Origin of the sequence: Stenotrophomonas sp. ASS1, assembly GCF_004346925.1 — a bacterium.
In the GTDB taxonomy this organism is placed as follows: Bacteria; Pseudomonadota; Gammaproteobacteria; order Xanthomonadales; family Xanthomonadaceae; genus Stenotrophomonas; species Stenotrophomonas maltophilia_A.
In genome coordinates, this window is the sequence record NZ_CP031167.1 from 4398863 (window position 1) to 4416513 (window position 17651).

Annotated in this window: 19 protein-coding genes; all 19 read right to left on the minus strand. The window is 68.9% G+C overall.

What is annotated here, in order from left to right; genetic code table 11:
• Nucleotides 1-34 precede the first annotated feature (34 nt).
• Nucleotides 35-1273, minus strand: a complete 1239-nt coding sequence (locus tag MG068_RS20295) for a beta-ketoacyl-ACP synthase (RefSeq protein ID WP_032129167.1) — start codon at nucleotides 1271-1273, stop codon at nucleotides 35-37.
• Nucleotides 1273-2004, minus strand: coding sequence for a 3-ketoacyl-ACP reductase FabG2 (locus MG068_RS20300; protein WP_012512461.1), 732 nt, complete (start codon nucleotides 2002-2004; stop codon nucleotides 1273-1275). Before MG068_RS20300 ends, MG068_RS20295 begins: the two co-directional genes overlap by 1 nt.
• Nucleotides 2001-2456, minus strand: coding sequence for a hotdog family protein (locus MG068_RS20305; RefSeq protein WP_032129169.1), 456 nt, complete (start codon nucleotides 2454-2456; stop codon nucleotides 2001-2003). The genes MG068_RS20300 and MG068_RS20305 overlap by 4 nt, the downstream gene beginning before the upstream one ends.
• Nucleotides 2453-3637, minus strand: a complete 1185-nt coding sequence (locus MG068_RS20310) for a beta-ketoacyl-[acyl-carrier-protein] synthase family protein (RefSeq protein ID WP_049424190.1) — start codon at nucleotides 3635-3637, stop codon at nucleotides 2453-2455. The genes MG068_RS20305 and MG068_RS20310 overlap by 4 nt, the downstream gene beginning before the upstream one ends.
• Complete coding sequence (locus MG068_RS20315; protein ID WP_132811019.1) at nucleotides 3634-4191, minus strand: DUF3261 domain-containing protein; 558 nt, start codon at nucleotides 4189-4191, stop codon at nucleotides 3634-3636. The genes MG068_RS20310 and MG068_RS20315 overlap by 4 nt, the downstream gene beginning before the upstream one ends.
• Nucleotides 4179-5429 (minus strand): NAD(P)/FAD-dependent oxidoreductase, encoded by a 1251-nt coding sequence (locus tag MG068_RS20320; RefSeq protein WP_132811020.1) that lies wholly within the window; start codon nucleotides 5427-5429, stop codon nucleotides 4179-4181. Before MG068_RS20320 ends, MG068_RS20315 begins: the two co-directional genes overlap by 13 nt.
• Nucleotides 5430-5481: 52 nt before the next feature.
• Nucleotides 5482-7857 (minus strand): MMPL family transporter, encoded by a 2376-nt coding sequence (locus MG068_RS20325; protein ID WP_132811021.1) that lies wholly within the window; start codon nucleotides 7855-7857, stop codon nucleotides 5482-5484.
• Nucleotides 7829-8458, minus strand: a complete 630-nt coding sequence (locus tag MG068_RS20330; RefSeq protein ID WP_071228588.1) for an outer membrane lipoprotein carrier protein LolA — start codon at nucleotides 8456-8458, stop codon at nucleotides 7829-7831. Before MG068_RS20330 ends, MG068_RS20325 begins: the two co-directional genes overlap by 29 nt.
• On the minus strand, nucleotides 8455-8886 hold the full coding sequence (locus tag MG068_RS20335; protein WP_006402018.1) for an acyl-CoA thioesterase: 432 nt from the start codon (nucleotides 8884-8886) through the stop codon (nucleotides 8455-8457). Before MG068_RS20335 ends, MG068_RS20330 begins: the two co-directional genes overlap by 4 nt.
• Nucleotides 8873-10423, minus strand: a complete 1551-nt coding sequence (locus MG068_RS20340; protein ID WP_132811022.1) for an HAL/PAL/TAL family ammonia-lyase — start codon at nucleotides 10421-10423, stop codon at nucleotides 8873-8875. The genes MG068_RS20335 and MG068_RS20340 overlap by 14 nt, the downstream gene beginning before the upstream one ends.
• Nucleotides 10413-11354, minus strand: a complete 942-nt coding sequence (locus MG068_RS20345) for a lysophospholipid acyltransferase family protein (RefSeq protein ID WP_110714117.1) — start codon at nucleotides 11352-11354, stop codon at nucleotides 10413-10415. Before MG068_RS20345 ends, MG068_RS20340 begins: the two co-directional genes overlap by 11 nt.
• A gap of 1 nt (nucleotide 11355) precedes the next feature.
• Nucleotides 11356-12126 (minus strand): glycosyltransferase family 2 protein, encoded by a 771-nt coding sequence (locus MG068_RS20350; RefSeq protein ID WP_132811023.1) that lies wholly within the window; start codon nucleotides 12124-12126, stop codon nucleotides 11356-11358.
• Complete coding sequence (locus MG068_RS20355; RefSeq protein ID WP_132811024.1) at nucleotides 12116-13801, minus strand: ApeI family dehydratase; 1686 nt, start codon at nucleotides 13799-13801, stop codon at nucleotides 12116-12118. Before MG068_RS20355 ends, MG068_RS20350 begins: the two co-directional genes overlap by 11 nt.
• Nucleotides 13794-14345 carry a COG4648 family protein gene (locus tag MG068_RS20360; protein ID WP_132811025.1) on the minus strand — a complete coding sequence of 184 codons (552 nt, stop codon included), beginning with the start codon at nucleotides 14343-14345 and terminating at the stop codon, nucleotides 13794-13796. The genes MG068_RS20355 and MG068_RS20360 overlap by 8 nt, the downstream gene beginning before the upstream one ends.
• A gap of 22 nt (nucleotides 14346-14367) precedes the next feature.
• Nucleotides 14368-14625 (minus strand): acyl carrier protein, encoded by a 258-nt coding sequence (locus MG068_RS20365; protein WP_005411609.1) that lies wholly within the window; start codon nucleotides 14623-14625, stop codon nucleotides 14368-14370.
• 17 nt (nucleotides 14626-14642) lie between these two features.
• Nucleotides 14643-14900, minus strand: coding sequence for a phosphopantetheine-binding protein (locus tag MG068_RS20370; RefSeq protein ID WP_005411610.1), 258 nt, complete (start codon nucleotides 14898-14900; stop codon nucleotides 14643-14645).
• Nucleotides 14887-15684, minus strand: coding sequence for a lysophospholipid acyltransferase family protein (locus tag MG068_RS20375; protein WP_132811026.1), 798 nt, complete (start codon nucleotides 15682-15684; stop codon nucleotides 14887-14889). The genes MG068_RS20370 and MG068_RS20375 overlap by 14 nt, the downstream gene beginning before the upstream one ends.
• On the minus strand, nucleotides 15677-16420 hold the full coding sequence (locus MG068_RS20380; RefSeq protein WP_110714121.1) for a beta-ketoacyl synthase chain length factor: 744 nt from the start codon (nucleotides 16418-16420) through the stop codon (nucleotides 15677-15679). The genes MG068_RS20375 and MG068_RS20380 overlap by 8 nt, the downstream gene beginning before the upstream one ends.
• A 217-nt stretch (nucleotides 16421-16637) precedes the next feature.
• Entirely contained in the window at nucleotides 16638-17651 is a 1014-nt protein-coding gene (gene cydB / locus MG068_RS20385; protein WP_005414876.1) for a cytochrome d ubiquinol oxidase subunit II, read from the minus strand.

Below are 17651 nucleotides of genomic sequence, written 5' to 3' on the forward strand. Positions count from 1 at the left end.
TAGGTTGCGGGAACAGCGGCGGTGGGGCGGTGGATCACTCGCGCCAGCGGCGGAACACCAGCGAGGTGTTGATGCCACCGAAGGCGAAGTTGTTGCTCATCACGTACTCGGCCTGCAGTTCACGGCCCTGCCCGGTGATGAAGTCGAGCTGGCCGCAGCGTGGATCGACCTCGGCCAGGTTCAGGGTGGGCGCGAACCAGCCGGCGCGCATCATCTCGATGCTCATCCAGGCCTCGAACGCACCGCAGGCACCCAGCATGTGGCCGACGTAGCTCTTCAGCGAGCTGATCGGCATGCGGCTGCCGAACACCTGCGCGGTGGCCTGGGTCTCGGCGATGTCACCGTGGTCGGTGGCGGTGCCGTGGGCGTTGACGTAGTCGATCTGCGCCGCGTCCAGCCCGGCATCCTCAAGCGCCAGGCGCATGGCCTGGGCCATGGTGTCGGCACTGGGCTGGGTGACGTGCTGGCCATCGCTGTTGGTACCGTAGCCGACCACCTCGGCAAGGATGGTGGCGCCACGTGCCTGCGCGTGCTCCAGGTCTTCCAGGATCAGCGTACAGGCACCCTCGCCCAGCACCAGGCCATCGCGGCCGGCATCGAACGGGCGCGGCGTGGTCTGCGGCGCATCATTGCGCACGCTGGTGGCGAACAGGGTGTCGAACACTGCCGCGGCAGTGGCATCGAGCTGCTCGGCACCGCCAGCCACCATCACCGTCTGCTTGCCGCTGCGGATCGCTTCGTAGGCCGCGCCCACGCCCTGGCTGCCCGAGGTGCAGGCACTGGAGGTGGTGTAGACGCGCCCGGACAAACCAAAGAACACACCGATGTTGACCGGCGCGGTGTGGCTCATCATCTTCAGGTAGGTGGTGGCACTGATGCCGTCGGTGGTGAACTCGTTGAGCATGCGGCCGAATTCACCGGTGGCCTCGTGGCTGCCCGAGGACGAACCGTAGGCCACGCCGGTACGGCCACTGCGCAGCACCGGGTGCTCGTGCAGGCCAGCCTCGCGCAGTGCCACCTCGGTGGCGCGCACCGACATGATCGCGACCTTGCCCATCGAGCGGGTGGTCTTGCGGTTGTAGTTCGGCGGCAGCTCGAAGTCCTGCGCCGGCGCGGCCAGCTTGGTGTTCAGGCCAGCGTAGACATCCCATTCGGGCATCGTGCGCACGGCATTGCGGCAGCTGCGCAGGTGCGCTTCGATGGTCGGCCAGTCGTGGCCGAGCGGACTGATGGCGGCCGCACCGGTGACCACCACGCGACGATCGGCAGCCATCAGAGCATGCCTCCGTTCACCGAGATCACCTGGCGGGTGATGTAGCCAGCCGGTTCGGACAGCAGGAACGCCACCGTGGCCGCCACTTCGTCGGGACGACCGACGCGGCCGGCGGGAATCAGCTTGAGCGCGTGTTCGATCACTTCATCGTTGAGCATTTCGGTCTCGATCAGGCCCGGGGCCACGCAGTTGACGGTGATCTGGCGGCTGGCCAGTTCCAGCGCCAGCGCCTTGGTGGCACCGATGATGCCGGCCTTGGCGGCACTGTAATTGACCTGGCCGCGGTTGCCGGCCAGCCCGGACACCGACGACAGGGTGACGATGCGGCCCGGCTTGCGCCGCCGCACCATCGGCATGATCAGCGGATGCAGCACGTTGTAGAAGCCATCCAGGTTGGTGTGGATGACCTGGTCCCAATCCTCCGCCGACAGCGCCGGGAAGGCGCCATCACGGGCGATGCCGGCATTGCAGACCACGCCGTAGTACGCGCCGTGCGCTTCGACATCAGCCTCCAGCGCGGCGCGTGCGGCCTCGCGGTCGGCTACGTCGAACGCCAGCACGCGGGCCTGCTGGCCCATGGCCTGGATCTCGGCCACCACGGCCTGTGCCTCTTCCAGGCGGCTGCGGCAATGCACCACCACGTCGAAGCCATCGCGCGCGATGCGCAGCGCGATGGCCCGGCCGATGCCCCGGCTGGCGCCGGTCACCAGCACGCTTCGATTCCCTGTCATGCCTGTCCACTCTCCAGATAGGCCATCGCGTCGGCCGGTTCGAACACCGACACGTTGGCTGTCGCCCATTCGTCCTCGCCCGCCAGGATGCGGCAGGCGAACATCCCCAATCCATTGTCACCCAACAGCTCGCAGCGCGCCTGTACGCGCAGCCGCGAACCGCTGGGGAAGCTGCTGCGCGCGCTGCTGTAGCGGCGGCTGCCGAGCAGGAAGCCCAGCTGCGGCGGCTTGCCGGCCGCACGCGCGCGGCAGCCGGCCCAGGCCGCGATGGCCTGCGCCATGTATTCGATGCCGACCCACGCCGGCACTTCGCCGTTCTCCACGAACAGGCCGGATTCGGGCACCACCAGTTCAGCCTCGAGGGTGTCCTGGTCCCACTGCGTGATGCGCTCCAGCAGGCACATGTCCTGGCGGTGCGGCACCACGTCCTCGATCGCGTACAGCGTGTTCATCGACGCTCCAGCGCCAGCACGGCATTGCTGCCGCCGAAGGCGAACGAATTGCTCAGCACCCGCCGCGGCGCCTGCGCCAGGCAGGAGCCCGGCGCGACCAGCGGCAGCACCGGCAGTGCGGGGTCGGGCACGCCGTCCCACCAGTGCGGCGGCAGCTGCTGCTGTGGGTTCTCGGCCAGCAGGATCCAGCACAGCGCCGCCTCGATCGCGCCCGAGGCACCCAGCGTATGGCCGGTCAGCGGCTTGGTCGAACTGGCCGGCACGCCGTTGCCCAGCACCTGCGAGACCGCCAGGCTTTCCATCGCATCGTTGTGCCCGGTGGCGGTGCCATGCAGGTTCACGTAATCCACTTCGTCGGCGCCCCAGCCGGCGCGCAGCAGCGCCTGCTGCAGGGCGTCGATGGCCCCCATCCCCTGCGGATCGGGGGCGGACATGTGATGGGCATCGGCCGATTCGCCCCACCCGGCCAGGCACACCGGACCCGGCTCGCGGGTAAGCAGGAACAGCGCGGCGCCCTCGCCGATGTTGATGCCGGAGCGGTGCTGCGAGAACGGATTGCAGCGCAGTGCCGACACCGATTCCAACGCGCTGAAGCCGGCCACGGTGAAGCGGCACAGCGAATCGGCACCGCCGGCAATCACCGCATCGACGATGCCGGCGCGCAGCATGCGCGCGGCCGACATCAGCGCCTTGGCGCTGGACGAGCAGGCGGTGGACAGGGTCCATGCCGGCCCCTGTGCACCACTGCGCTGGCGCACGAACTGCGCGGCGGTGCCCATTTCCTGCTGGGCGTAATCGAAGCCCTGCGGCCACTGGCCCTGTTCGGCGTGGGTGCGCAGGGCCTGCTCGGATTCACCAATGCCCGAGGTGCTGGTGCCCAGCACCACCGCCACACGCTCGGCACCATGGCGGGCGATCGCGGCGGCCACCGCTGGTGCGATCTGCGCCAGTGCCACGTCCAGCAGGGCGTTGTTGCGCCCGCGCAGGGCCACCGGCAGGTCCTCCAGCGCCGGCAGCGGCGTGCGCACCTCTCCCAGCGCCAGGGTGCGCCCCGGCAGCAGGCTGTCGTTGTCGCTGAGCCCGCCCGGCACATCGGCGAACATCGCCGACGCGACCGCGGCGCGGCCATCGCCGAGCGCGCAGACCACGCCCAGGTCGTTCAGGTAGATCGGTGCACTCATCGGTCCTGCCCGGCCATGTCGATCGATTCGATGCGCAGCGCATAGCCTTCGGCGCGGTTGTCCAGCTGCACGCTGCCATCGTCCAGGCGCCGCAGCTGCAGCCACACCGTGCCGTCGCGCGACAGGCTGCGCTGCCGGCCGTCATCGCTGACCTGCCAACCGGCCGGCAACGCGGCGGCAATGGCCGCGGTCGGCCACAGCGCGAACTGCAGGTCATCCAGCACGCGCTCGGCACGTACCTGCGGCGGCAGCCACGGCGCGCGCTGCTGGGTCAGCTGCAGGCCATCCCACTGCAGGCGCACGCCGGTCTGGCCCATCGCCTGCACCGCCAGCTGCACCTGCTGCGCATCGGCTTCCAGCAGAGCATCCAGGTCGCGCTCATGCGTACCGAAACGGAAATGCAGCTGCTGCTGCAATGCCAGCGGCGCCGGCAGGCTGGCCGGCGACAGGCGCAGCGGCGGCAGTTCCACCAATGGCTTGGGCATGCGGCCGGCACAGGCGGCCAGCAGCAGGCACAGCAGCACGGCCGCGGTACGGGCGATCAGGCGCTGCACAGCTGCTCCAGCACGCGCATGCGGCGGCCGCTTTCGTCGGCCACATACGGGTTGTTGGTGTCCCAGGCGTAGCCGGCCAGGATGGAACTGATCATGTCGCGTACTTCGGGCTGCTGCTGCGGGTGGTAGATGATCTTCTGGAAGCCGCCCTCGTACCAGCTTTCAACGAAGCGGCGGAAGGTCTTCACGCCGGCACGCAGCGGGATCGAGAATTCAGCTTCCCAGTCGACGGTTTCGCCGGCATAGCGGCGCGCCAGGCATTCGCTGGCCAGCTGCGCGGACTTGAAGGCGATGGTGACGCCGGAGGAGAACACCGGGTCAAGGAACTCGCCGGCATTGCCCAGCAGGGCGTAGCCCGGGCCCCACAACGAGCTGACATTGGCCGAGTAACCGGTGATGCGACGCACCGGCAGCACCGCCCATTCGGCGTTGGCCAGCAGCCGGGTCAGGTTCGGGTCCTCGCCAACGATGGCCTGCAGCTTCTGCAGGTCGTCGCCTTCGTAACGTTCGAAGAACGACGGCTCGGCGACCACGCCCAGCGAGCAGCAGCCGTTGGAGAACGGGATCGTCCAGTACCAGACGTCGATGTGCTCGGGATGGGTGGTGATCAGGATCTTGTTGCGATCGAAGTCCGCTTCGGCCGGAATGTTGTCGCGCACGTGGCAGAAGATCGCGCCGCGCACCGGGAAGTTGGACGGCGATTCCAGCTGCAGCAGGCGTGGCAGCAGGCGCGCGAAGCCGGATGCATCGAGGATGAAATCGGCCTCGATGCGGTACTCGCTGCCGTCCGGACGACGCACGGTCACCGCCGGCTGCTCGCCCGGCTCGACCGCAAGCACTTCATCGCCGAAGCGCAGCGTGGTGCCCATGCGCTCCGCGCCGCGCGCCAGCACGTTGTCGAAGTCGGCGCGCTGCACCTGGTAGGTGGTGCCCCAACCCGGCGAGAACTTCTTCCTGAAGTCGAACGCGGTGCGCGCCTCGCCATGCACGAAGGCCGCGCCGTTCTTGTGCTGGAAGCCCGCTTCGACCACGTCCTGCAGCAGGCCTGCCGCTTCGATGTACTCCATGCTCTGCGGCAGCAGGCTTTCACCGATCGAGAAGCGCGGGAACTGCTGGCGCTCCAGCATCAGCACCTGGCGGCCCTGCTGGCGCAGCATCGCCGCGGCCACCGAGCCGGCCGGGCCTGCGCCGATGATCAGGATTTCAGTGCGTTCGACAGCATCCACAGCAGTACTCATCGGGGCGTCCTTGTTGCTCGATCAGGGGAAAGAAGAAAAGCGGAAGGCGGACTCAGGCCGGCGGCAGGTCATGCGGTGGCGGCCGGAACAGTGGCGAGATCAACCAGACCAGGCCGATGCCGAACAGCAGGGTCAGGCCGAACGCGCGCAGCGCCGGGGTCTGCGACAGGCCCAGCAGGCCGAACGACAGCCAGGTGCTGGCCGCGCCCACGCACACTGCCAGCCAGGCGCTGGCATCGCCACGGTGCTCGATCAGGAAGATGCCGTAGTCGATGCCCATGCCCAGCAGCAGCATCAGTGCCAGCACGTTGAACAGCTGCAGCGGCTGGCCGAACAGACCCAGCAGGCCCAGGGTCAAGGCACCGGCAATCAGGGTCGGCGCGAACACGCGCCAGGCCTGGCGGCGGTAGCGCAGCCACAGCGCGCCGAACACCAGCGCGATGCCGACCAGCAGCAGCCCACCCATCAGCTTGCGGTAGTGGCCCAGCAGCGTGGAGAAGTCGGCGGTGCGGTCCACCCAGCGCACGCCGGGCAGGCCTTCGGCCGCGCCCTGCAGGGTGGCCAGCGCATCGGCGCGCGACAGGTCATCGACCATCACCACGCTGATCATCTGCCCACCGACCTCACCCACCCACAGGTGACGGAACGGCTGCGAGGCCGGCGAGGCCAGGAAGGCTTCGGCGGTCAGCGGCGCGGCGGCGAAGGCCGGCCGCGGCAGCGGCTCGCCCACGGCTTCGGACACCGCCGCCAACACGCCCGGTTCCACCTTGGCGGTCAGCGCGGCATCGGCCTGCTGGCGCGCCGGCGATGGCAGCCAGTCACTGATCGCGCGGTAGCCACCGATGCGCTTGTCGCTGGTCAGTGCGCGCAGGCGTCCGGTCAGCGCTTCTTCGCGCTCCAGCAGCTGCGCCGCGTCGGCGCCCTGCACCAGGTAGAACTGTGCCGGGCTGGGCATGCCCAGCAACTGGCTCAAGCGGATCTGCTGCGCCATCAATGCCGGCGGCGACGACTGCAGGCTGCGCAGGTCGTCGTTGCTCTGCAGGCGCGCGATGCCTACGGCAGACAGTGCCAGCGTGATCACCACGAACATCGTCACCGCGCGGCGGCCATGCAGGCGCGGGAAACGCTCCAGCGTGTTGCCCAGCCACTGCGAGAAGCGGGTCTGGCGGATCTCGCCACCATCCAGCCACGGGAACCAGAAGATCACCGTGAGGAAGGCGGCAGCCAGGCCGACCACCGAGAACAGCGCCATCTGGCGCAGGCCCGGGAACGGGGCCAGGCCCAATGCCAGGTAGGCCAGCGCACTGGTCAGCAGGGCCAGCCACAGGCCAGGCAGCAGGTGTCGCAGCAGCTTCCAGCGACGATCGGCCGGCTCGGCCTGGCGCGAGGCAAACCAGTGGATGCCGTAATCCTCGGCCACGCCCACCAGCGATGCACCGAACACCAGGGTCAGCACATGCACCTTGCCGAACACCAGCACGGTCACCGCCAGCGCCACACCACAGCCGATCAGCAGCGAGGCGGCCACCAGCAGGATCGGCCGCAGCGAGCGGAATGCCAGCCACACCAGCAGCAGCACCGCCGCCAGCGACCCCCAACCGATGGTGTTGATCTCCTGGTTGGCCTGCACCGCGGCGGCCTCGGCATGCAGCGGCACGCCGGCGTGCAGGATTTCCAGCTCCGGCGCCGCTGCTTTTGCGGCCTGCCCGGCACGTTCCAGCAGGCCATCGAGATGGCGCTCGCCATCCAGCTGGAACGCCGAGCCGGGCGTATCGAACTGCAGCACGGCCCAGTGCCTGCCCTCGGCTTCAAGCAGGCCGTCATCGCCCAACCGCAGCCCCGACCCCTGCGCCTGCTGCTGCCACCATTGCGGCCACAGCGACAACGGGTCCTGCCGCCAGTCGGTCAGGCGCGGCGCGCCCATCGGGCCGTACAGCGCGGCCAACGCCTGTTCGGCCAGCGCGCCCGGCTCGCTGCCCTGCAGCTGCTCGCGCTGGGCCGGGGTCAGCAGGCGGTCACGGTACGGCGCGTAGAACGCGCGCGCCTCATCGAACCAGCCTTCGATCGAGCCGCTGGGTACCAGCAGGGCGTGATCGGCGTCCTTGGCCATGGCCGCGGCAAAAGCCGCCTGCGCACGCTTGGCGGCGGCGCCGTCCTTGCTGCCCAGCAGCACCACCACCTGCCGCGAACTGCCATCGGCGATGCGCCGGGTGACATCGCTCAACAGGCGGTCGTGTGCATCCTGCGGCAGCAGGGCGAGGATGTCGGTGTCGATCCGCGATTGCTGGCTCCACAGGCGCCACTGCTGCGCGCCCATCACCAGCAGCACCAGCAGCCAGGCGATGCCCAGCCAGTGCCACCAGCGCCGCAACCGGTCCGGTGCGTTCGATGCCGCGGCCTCACTCAAAGCGGCGGGCCTCGTCGGCATTGAGCGTGACCGGCGTCTCGCTCAACGCGCTGAACTGGATCTGCGTGCGGTCCTTGTTGGCCTCCACGATCTCGACCTGGCGCACGTAGCGGTCGCCCTGCAGGGTCAGCGATTCGAAAGCCTTGGCCAGCATCGCCGACTTCGGCGTCAGGCGCAGCCGCCAGCCTTGTCCTTCACGGCTGGCCGCCACGTTGAACTGGCTGGACAGCGCCTGCACGTCGCCACTCATCAGCGCGAACATGATCGCGTTCACCGAACGCATCGCCGGTTGCTGCCGTGCATCGAGTTCGACGCGGGTGCTGCCATCGCGCTGGCGGCTGAGGATGCGGTCGGCGGTGACCACCACCTCGGAGGGGAACGGCTTGAGCGTGGACCAGATCACGCCGTGCTGGCGCGCGACCACGAACCGGCCCTGAGAACGCAGCGGGTTCTTGAAGCCGCTGACCTGCTTTTCCTGGCTGAACTGGCCACGCAGCACATCCGGCCGGGCCACCGCCTGGGTGATCGCATCGATGGCCGGATCGGCGGCCTGCACCAGCGGTGCGGCCAGCAGCAGCGACGCGCATAGCAGTGCGCGCGCAAAACGGTTCGCTCGGTTCATGGCGCGGGCACTCCCAGGCGTTCCCACAGTACCGGCGGGCACTGGTACAGCATTTCCTTGCTGGCCGCGTCCACCGCGACCTGGATGGTCATCGCGCGGGTCAGCACCTGGCCACTCTGCGCATCGACGATTTCGTACTCGATCTTCAGCCGGTTCTCCCATTCCACGATGCGCGCGATCACGCGCAGGGCCTGGTTGAACAGCAGCGGGCGCACGTACTTCACCCGGGCATCGACCACCGGCCACAGATAGCCCGATTCGAGCATCTGCGGGTAGTCGTAGTCATAGCGCCCGAGCAGCGCGCAGCGCGCGATCTCGAAGTACTTGAAGTAGTTGCCATGCCAGACCACGTTCATCGGATCGCAGTCATGGAAGGCGGGGGTCAGCGCAATCTCGCCGGCCCGTTCGATTGCTTCATTCACCGGCATACAGCTCCCAACGTTGCGCGCGGATCTCCACCAGCAGCTCCCGCAGTTCGCGATCCAGCGCGCGGTCTTCTTCAACCAGGGCGATGCGCTGCCCCAGGTCGGCGTACATGTCGGCCAGACTGCCATGCAGCTGCGCGTTCAGGCCAACCCGTTCGCGCAGCGCCAGGCCCTGGCGGGCAGCGACCAGCATCGCGGCCACCACCTGTTCAGTCAGCTCGATCACGCGCAGGCAATCGCGCGCGGCAATGGTGCCCATGCTGACCTTGTCCTGGTTGTGGCATTCGGTGGAACGCGAGAACACGCTGGCCGGCATGGTCTGCTTCAGCGCTTCGGCGGTCCATGCCGAAACGCTGATCTGCAGCGCCTTCAGGCCATGGTTGATGGCCGCGCGCGGGCCGGTGGCCGCCGACAGGTTGGCCGGCAGGCCGTGGTTGTAGCGGGCATCGACCACCAGTGCCAGCTGCCGGTCGAGCAGATCGGCAACGTTGGCCACGGTGTTCTTCAGGGTGTCCATCGCCAGCGCAATGTGGCCCCCGTAGAAGTGGCCGCCATGCAGGATGCGCTCGCCGTCGGCATCGATCAGCGGGTTGTCGTTGGCGCTGTTCAGTTCGGTTTCGATCAGCTGGCGCAGGAACGGCAGGCTGTCCTCCAGCACGCCGATCACATGCGGCGCGCAGCGCAGCGAGTAGCGGTCCTGCAGACGCTGTTCATTGCGCGGCGGACGCTCGCTGTGCAGGTCGCTGCGCAGGCGCGCGGCGATGCGGCCCTGGCCCGGGTGCGGCTTGGCGGCGAACAGGGTTTCGTCGAAGTGATGCGCGTTGCCGTCGCTGGCCAGCACGTTGAACGCAGTCAGCCGCGTGGCCATGCGCGCCAGGTAATCGGCGCGCTGCCAGGCCAGGCAGGCCAGGCCGGTCATCACCGCGGTACCGTTCATGATCGCCAGGCCTTCCTTCGGCCGCAGCTTCAACGGGGTCATGCCGATCTTCGCCAACACATCCGCCGCCGGCTGCACGCGGCCGTCGTGCAGCACCTCGCGCTCGCCGCACAGCACCGCGGCCACGTAGGACAGCGGGGTCAGGTCACCGCTGGCACCCACCGAGCCCTCGGCCGGAATCATCGGCAGCACGTCGTGCTGCAGCAGTGTGGCCAGGCCTTCCAGCAGCGGCACACTGACACCGGACATGCCACGCACCAGCGACGCCAGGCGCGCAGCCAGCACCGCGCGGGTCTCGACCGGGTCCAGGTAACGGCCCAGGCCACAGCCGTGGTAGGTGTACAGGTGGTGCGGCAGCTCAGCCACCAGCGCCGGCGGGATGTTCACCGTGCACGAGTCACCGTAGCCGGTGGTCACGCCATAGATCACGCCATCCTCGCGCAGCAGGCGGTCGAGGAAGTCGGCACCGCGCTGGATATGCGCGCGGAACGCCGGCGCGTCGCTCAGGGCGGCGTCGCACTGGCGCTGGGCCAGGGCAACCACGTCTTCAATGGTCAACGGTGCATCGCCAAAGCGGCACACGGGTACGGCGTCAGTCGTCATGCGGAGCCTGATCCCAGAAGGGGAAGAAATTGAACCAGTCCAACGGGGACTGGATGACCTGGAGTTCCAGCCAGCGTGCGAAGCGCTGCGCCTGTTCGGCCAGTGCGGCGTCGCGCGAGCCACGCGGCAGCACGATGCGTTCGGCGAACTGTTCGAATGCCACGCGATAGCCCTCGCCCTGGTGCAGGCAGGCCATGGTGTAGACCGGGCAACCCAGCGCGGCGGCGAGCACATAGGCGCCGATCGGGAACGGCGCGCGGTGGCCAAGGAAATCGGCGGTGACGCTGCGGCCGCCCTGCACCGGCGTGCGGTCGCCGACGATGGCGACGAAGCCACCCGCCGCCACGCGCTCGGCCAGCATCACCGCCGTGGCCGGGCCCATTTCGGTTACCTGCACCAGTTCCACCGCTGCCAGTGGGTCCAGCCGCTGCAGCAGGCGGTTGAAGCGCTGCGCATGCGCGGTGTGCACCAGCACAGTGATGCGGAACCCAGGCACCTGTTCGGCCAGCACCTGGCACAGTTCCAGGCAGCCGATGTGCGCAGTCAGGATCAGCCCGCCTTCGCGGCGCGCGATCTTTTCCAGCACCAGGTCGCGATGCAGGTGGATGCGTTCGGCCGGATAGCGTCCACCCAGGCCGAGGATCTTGTCCAGCATCGTGTCGGCAAACGCGAAGAAGTGGCGCAGGCTGTCACCCCGGGTCGGCGCGCGACCCAGCGCACCGCTGTGCGCCTGCAGGCGCTGCAGGTACTGCATCGAGGCCTGGCGGCCAACGCGGTTGCCCAGCCAGTGGCAGGCCACCACCGGCCACACGCACAGGCGGAACGGCCAGCGCCCGAACCAGCGGTGCACCCAGCACAGGAACAGCACGCCGGCCACCGACGTCGATTCGCCGATGTCGGCCCAGTGCGGGGCACCCTGCGCGGCCGCCATCTCAGCGCTGCCCCCGCAGGCGGCGCCACAGCAGGCGCGGTGCGCGCCAGAGCATGCCGAAGAACAGGCGGGTGTGCATGCGGCTGATGCGCACGTTGTCGCGCCACACATCGAAGTGGGACACACCGTCGGCCGGATAGGTCACGCGGGTGGCCAGGTGCTCGACCGGCACCTGCCGCCAGTACAGGCGCACCATCACTTCGGTATCGAAATCCATGCGCCGGCCGATGGTTTCCTCGCCGACCAGGCGCAGCACCGGCGGCAGTGGATACACGCGGAAGCCGCACATGGTGTCGCGCAGGTGCAGCGACAGCGTGTTGATCCAGACCCAGATGTGGGTGGCGTAGCGGCCGTACAGGCGCGCCTTTGGCACGCTCGCGTCGTAGGCCGGAATGCCACAGATCACTGCATCGGGATGCGAGCGCGCAGCCTCGATGAAGCGTGGCAGATCACTGGTATCGTGCTGGCCGTCGGCATCGATCTGCAGCACGTGGCTGTAGCCACGCGCGCCCGCCTCGGCGAAACCGGCCAGCATCGCCCCGCCCTTGCCCTGGTTGATGTCCAGGCGCAGCAGGTCGACGCCCTGGCGCTGTGCCAGCGAACGCAGTGATGCCGCGCACGCCTCATGCGAGCCATCGTCGACCAGCAGGCACGGCAGGCCGGCGGCCTGCACGCCGTCGACCACCGCCGCGATGGCGTGCTCGTGGTCGTAGACGGGTATCACCACCAGTGGCGCGAACGCGGCACCGGCAACGGCCGGGTCAGTCCGCATCAGCGAAAACCACCTTGCCGCTGGCATGCACACCATGGCTGGAGGTGTAGCGGAAGGCCAGCACGTTGCGTGCGGCATCCCAGTCCAGCCGCAGGGTCAGCTCATCGCCCGGGCGGGCCACGTGCTGGAACTTCACCGCATCCATGCGCAGGAAACCGCTCGGCATCGTGAACGCCTGGCGGCCGAAACGCACCGCCCAGTCCAGCTGGGCCACGCCGGGCAGGATCGCCGCCTGCGGGAAGTGGCCCTGGAACGGTCGCAATGCGGGATCGAGGGTCATGCGCAATGTGGCGCTGGCCGCATCACGCTGCTCCCAGACTGGCACCGGCATCAGCGGCTGGAACAGCGCCGCCAGTGCTGCCTGGGTGACCTTGCCCTGTGCGTTGATCGGCAGCGCCTGCACCAGTCGCCAGCGGCGCGGCCGGGTGACGGCATCATGGCCCTGTGCCAGGCGTGCCCCCAGACGCTGCGGGAGCGCGCGACGCGCGGCATCGCCACCGGCCAGCAATGCCGGGTCAGCCGGCACCACCACGGCAGCCAGCTGCTCGCGCTGCCCGGGCAGCACCAGCACGCGCACGTCATCCACTTCGGCGTCTTCGCGCAGCGCACGTTCCAGCGCATCCAGCGAAACGCGGCGTTCTTCAATCTTGACGATGCGGTCGGCACGGCCCAGCAGGCGGAAGCGGCCATCGGCCAACGCTTCAACGCGGTCCTGGGTACGCCACCAATCCGGGGTTTCCAGATGTGCGGAGGCCACCGCCAGGCAGCCCTCCTCGATGCGCCACTGCACGCCGGGCAGCGGCTGCCACGGCGGCAGGTCGGTGTCCCAGCGGCGCCAGGCGATGCCGCCGGTCTCGCTGCTGCCATAGACCTCGGTCGGTGCCACGCCGAGCCACTGCCGCACCTGGCGTGCGGCGTCTTCCGGCAGCGGGCCGCCAGAGGAGAATACCGCGCGCAGGCGGCCATGCAGGCTGGCCCAGTCGAGCTGCTCGGGCAGGCGCTTGAGGTGGGCCGGGGTCGCGACCAGCACCGTATCGGTACCGGCCAGCGCACCCACCAGATCTTCGTGGAAGAACCGGCGTGGATGGATCAGGCGGCCGGCAGCCAGCGGCCACAGCACGCGGAACAGCAGGCCATAGATGTGCTGGTGCGACACCGTGCCATGCACCTGCACGCCTTCCAGCTGCGTGCCGAACGCAGCCTGCAGTGCGTCCACCTCGCGCGTCAGCTGGTCCATGCGCTTGTTGATCGCACTGGGTTGTCCGGTGCTGCCGGAGGTGAACACGCACAGCTCGCAGGCGCGCTCGTCCAGCGCCTGAAGACCCTCGTCCGGTGCGGCGTCCAGCGCCGCCAGCGGACGATAATCGGCGGACACGTCGCCTGCGAAACCACTCACCTGCGGCTGCAGCGCCTGCAGCGTGGCCGGCAGATTGTCGGCAGCCAGGAACACCCGCTTGCCGGCATGCCAGGCACCGAACAACGCAGCGGCAAAGGCCACCGCATCATCGAAATACAGGGCCCAGTCACGGCCTTCGGCCGCCGCAAACGCGGCGCGCCAGGCCAGTACGCGCTGGCGGAAGCGGGCGTGGTCGATCACCTCGCCATCGCAGACGCCAACGCTTCGATGCGGCCGCGCCGCCAGCAGCAGCCGGTCCAGGGCAATCCACTCAGCCATGCGCGTGCGCCGCCTTCACCCGCCGCCGCACCAGCCACTCACCTGCGAACAACACGCCCATCATCACGTACGCCAACAATCCGTTGTAGAGCATCCAGACCCTGTCCGACGCGTACAGCGCGGTCAGCAGGGCCAGGCTGCCGTTGAAAACGAAGAAACCGCACCACACCTGGGTGACGCGGCGGGTATAGGCCACCGCGAACGGGGGCAGGTCCGGCTCCTGCAGCCGCGCCAGGCGCTCCACCAGCGGCGGCCCGAAACGCAGGCTGGTGCCGAACACCGCCAGCATCACCGCATTGACCAGCGCCGGGTACAGCTTCAACGGCAGGGCCTGGTTGAGCACGGTGGCCAGCACCGCCAGCAGGCCGGTGCCGGCGGCGGCCGCCCACCACAGCGGCTGTCGCGTGCTCAACGCACGCAGCAGGGCCAGGGTGAACAGCAGCAGCGACAGCCAGCGCGGCTCGAAACGGCCCATCGCCAGGTACACCAGCAGTGGATAGGCAAGCGAAATCGCTGCCACCACGACGGTACGTGCGCGAGCCATGGCGAAGCCGCCGGCGCTGCGGTCAGGCGGCTGCCTGGTCCGGCAGCAGTCCATGCACGACATCGACGATGTCCTGCACGGTGCGCACGGCCTTGAACGCTTCCGGCTGCAGGTTGCGGCCGAGCAGCGGCTTCAGCTGAACGATCAGGTCGACCGCATCGATGCTGTCGATGTCCAGGTCGTCGTACAGGCGGGCCTCGGGGGTGATCCGGGCGGTTTCGATCTCGAAGCTGTCGGTCAGGATGCTGACGATGCGTTCGAACAGTTCATTCTTGGTCATGGCAATTCCTGGCGCCGTTACGACTGGCGGGCGGCGACGAACTCGCCGAGCGCGCGCACGCTGGAGAAATGGCGACGGGTTTCTTCCGAATCGGCCGAGAGGCTCACACCGTACTTCTTCTGCAGCGCCAGGCCCAGCTCCAGCGCGTCGATCGAATCCAGGCCGAGGCCCTCCACGAACAGCGGCGCGGTCGGATCGATGTCCTCCGGCGTGATGTCCTCCAGCGAAAGCGAGGAAATGATCAATTCCTTGATCTCGTGCTCAAGTGCTTGCACGGTTCGGATCTCCAGACAGGTCGAAGTAACGAGAAAGGTGCTCGGTGACGCGGCGTGCTGCCAAGGCATCCCCCCTTGGCGAGTCGTCATCGGCCAGGAAGGGCGCGATCGGGATATCTTCGCCGATCTGCAGCCGAACGTGAAAGCGACGTGAGGGGACACGATACCACTTCTGTCCCTTGGTCAACGTGGGTGGGGTACAGGTGATCCGCACCGGGGTGATGTCCAGCCGGCCCCGTACGGCGATGTTGGCGGCCCCGCGCTGCAGCCGCGGAGGCTGTCCGGGCACGCTGCGGGTGCCCTCCGGGAAGATCACCAGGGTGCCGCCGGCATGCACCGCCGCCACGCAGTCATCAACCAGGCCGGCGCCGTCATCGTTGGCGATGTAGCCGGCCGCCCGCACCGGGCCGCGCATGAACGGGTTGCAGGCCACGGCCCGCTTCACCACGCAGTCGGCGTTGGGCAGCAGCGAGATCAGGCAGACCACGTCGATCAGGGTCGGGTGATTGGCCAGCACCAGCAGACCGTCGCGCTGCAGGCGTTCACCGCCCTCGATCTGGTAGGTCATTACCCCCAGCGCACGCATCAGGCGCAGGTGGCTGGCAAAGGCGACCTGGACCACGCGGCGGGCCCGGCGGCGGCGGACCACCGGGTCGCGCATCAGCAGCAGCACCGGCATCACCAGCACGCCCAGCAGCAGGCCGCCCACGCCGAATGCGGCAAAGCTCAGGCCGGTGCCAAACACCCGCCAGGCATGATCGAGGCGGCGCAGCGCCTCAGCCACGGCGCCCCCAGCACCAGCGCTGGCCGTGAGCGACATGCTCCAGCGCCGGCGCACCGGACAGCAGGAAGCGGTGCAGGTCCAGCGCATGCGGCAACAGGCCTGGCGCAGTGGTGGCCTGGCCTTCCGCCGGATGCCACTGCAGCGACAGCGTCGGCCGGCCCTCTGCCGGGGCAGTCAGGCGCCAGCACCATGCAAAGAACGGGTCAGGTTCGTCGGCGAACGTCGCGTAAATCTGTGGAAGCGGCGATTCATAGACCACCACCCGCACCTCGCGGGCACCCTCGGCCAGCAGGCCAGCGGCTTCCAGGCAGGCCGCCTCCACCGTCGCCTGCCCGGCGGCCAGCGCCAGGTAATTGCCGCGGTGGCCGCGGGCGATGGAGTACAGCGCGGCGATCGCGTTGTGCACGGACAGGCCGAATCCGGTCGGCGACAGCGGCTGCTCGCCAACCAGCGCGCCCAGCAGGTCCATCGAACGGGCCACGTCGCCGTGGCGGCTGGCGAACACCAGCGGCACGTCACTGTCCGCGCCCTGTCCATCCTCGCACCAGCACGCGGCCTGGATCGCCATCCGGCCCAGCCGCTCGATGCGGCGGCGCTGCATCGCTGGCACTTCGGCCAGCGCCGGCGTGTCCCCGCCGTGCGGCAGGTACGGCGCATCGGCCCAGCCCAGCCACTGGCTACGCTCACTCAGGCCGGGCGCCCAGGCGGCCCAGTCGACGATGGAGAATTCGATCATTTAGCGATGGTGCTTCAACGGGAGAACGATAGGCACGAGCCACTACGGCGACGCGCGGCGGCCCCCCGTTCCTGCAGCCGTGCGTCCGTCCAGGACGTCGCCGGCTGCCCCCCTGGCCGCCGGAAAGGAGCGCACGCTAGCACGTCCCGCCCAGAGTGTGCAGGTTTCACATTCCCCAACACGGGGCCCGGCAACGGCAGGCCACGTGTCCAATCGATCAGTGGTAACCGGTGTCGGCGTGCACCTTGCCGCGGAATACCCGGTAGGACCACGCCGTATAGCCGAGGATGACCGGCAGCAATATGACCAGCCCGACCAGCGTGAAGCCCAGCGACGACGCCGGCGCGGCGGCCTGCCACAGGGTCATCGACGGTGGCAGCAGATAAGGCCACATGCCCAGCACCAGGCCGAGGAAGCCGAGCACGAACAGGGCCAGGCTGAGCAGGAACGGCGGCAGGTCACGGCGCGGGTGGGTGGCACTGCGCCACAGCGCGGCGGCCACCGCCAGGGTCAGCAACGGCACCGGCGAGAGCCACCAGAAGTTGCCGTCGCTGAACCAGCGCGCCATCAGGCGCGAATCGAGGAACGGCAGCCAGCTGCTGACCAGGCCCATCGCCGCGATCACCGCCACCACCAGCGGCCGGGTCATCTGCCGCGCCAGCGCCTGCACGCGCCCTTCGGTCTTCAGGATCAGCCAGGTGCTGCCCAGCAGCGCATAGCCGGCCACCAGCGCGGCGCCGGTCAGCATCGCAAACGGGCTGAACCAGGCGAACGGCCCGCCCTGATAGACGCCGTCCACCAGCGGGATGCCCTGCACCAGGGTGCCGAGGATCACGCCCTGGGCGAACGTGGCCAGCAGCGAACCGAGGCCGAACGCCACGCTCCACAACCGGCGCGATCGATGCGCCTTGAAGCGGAACTCGAAGGCCACACCGCGGAATACCAGTGCCACCACCAGCAGCAGCACCGGCAGGTACAGCGCCGACAGTAGAACTGCGTACGCCTTGGGGAACGCCGCCAGCAGGCCGGCGCCGCCCAGTACCAGCCAGGTCTCGTTGCCGTCCCAGATCGGCGCGGCGGTGTTCATCATCAGGTCCAGCTGTTCCTCGTCCTCAGCGAACGGGGCAAGGATGCCGATGCCGAGCACGAAGCCGTCCAGCACCACGTACATCAGCACGCCGAAGCCGATCACCGCGAACCACGCCACCGGCAGCCAGGTCATCAGGTCCAT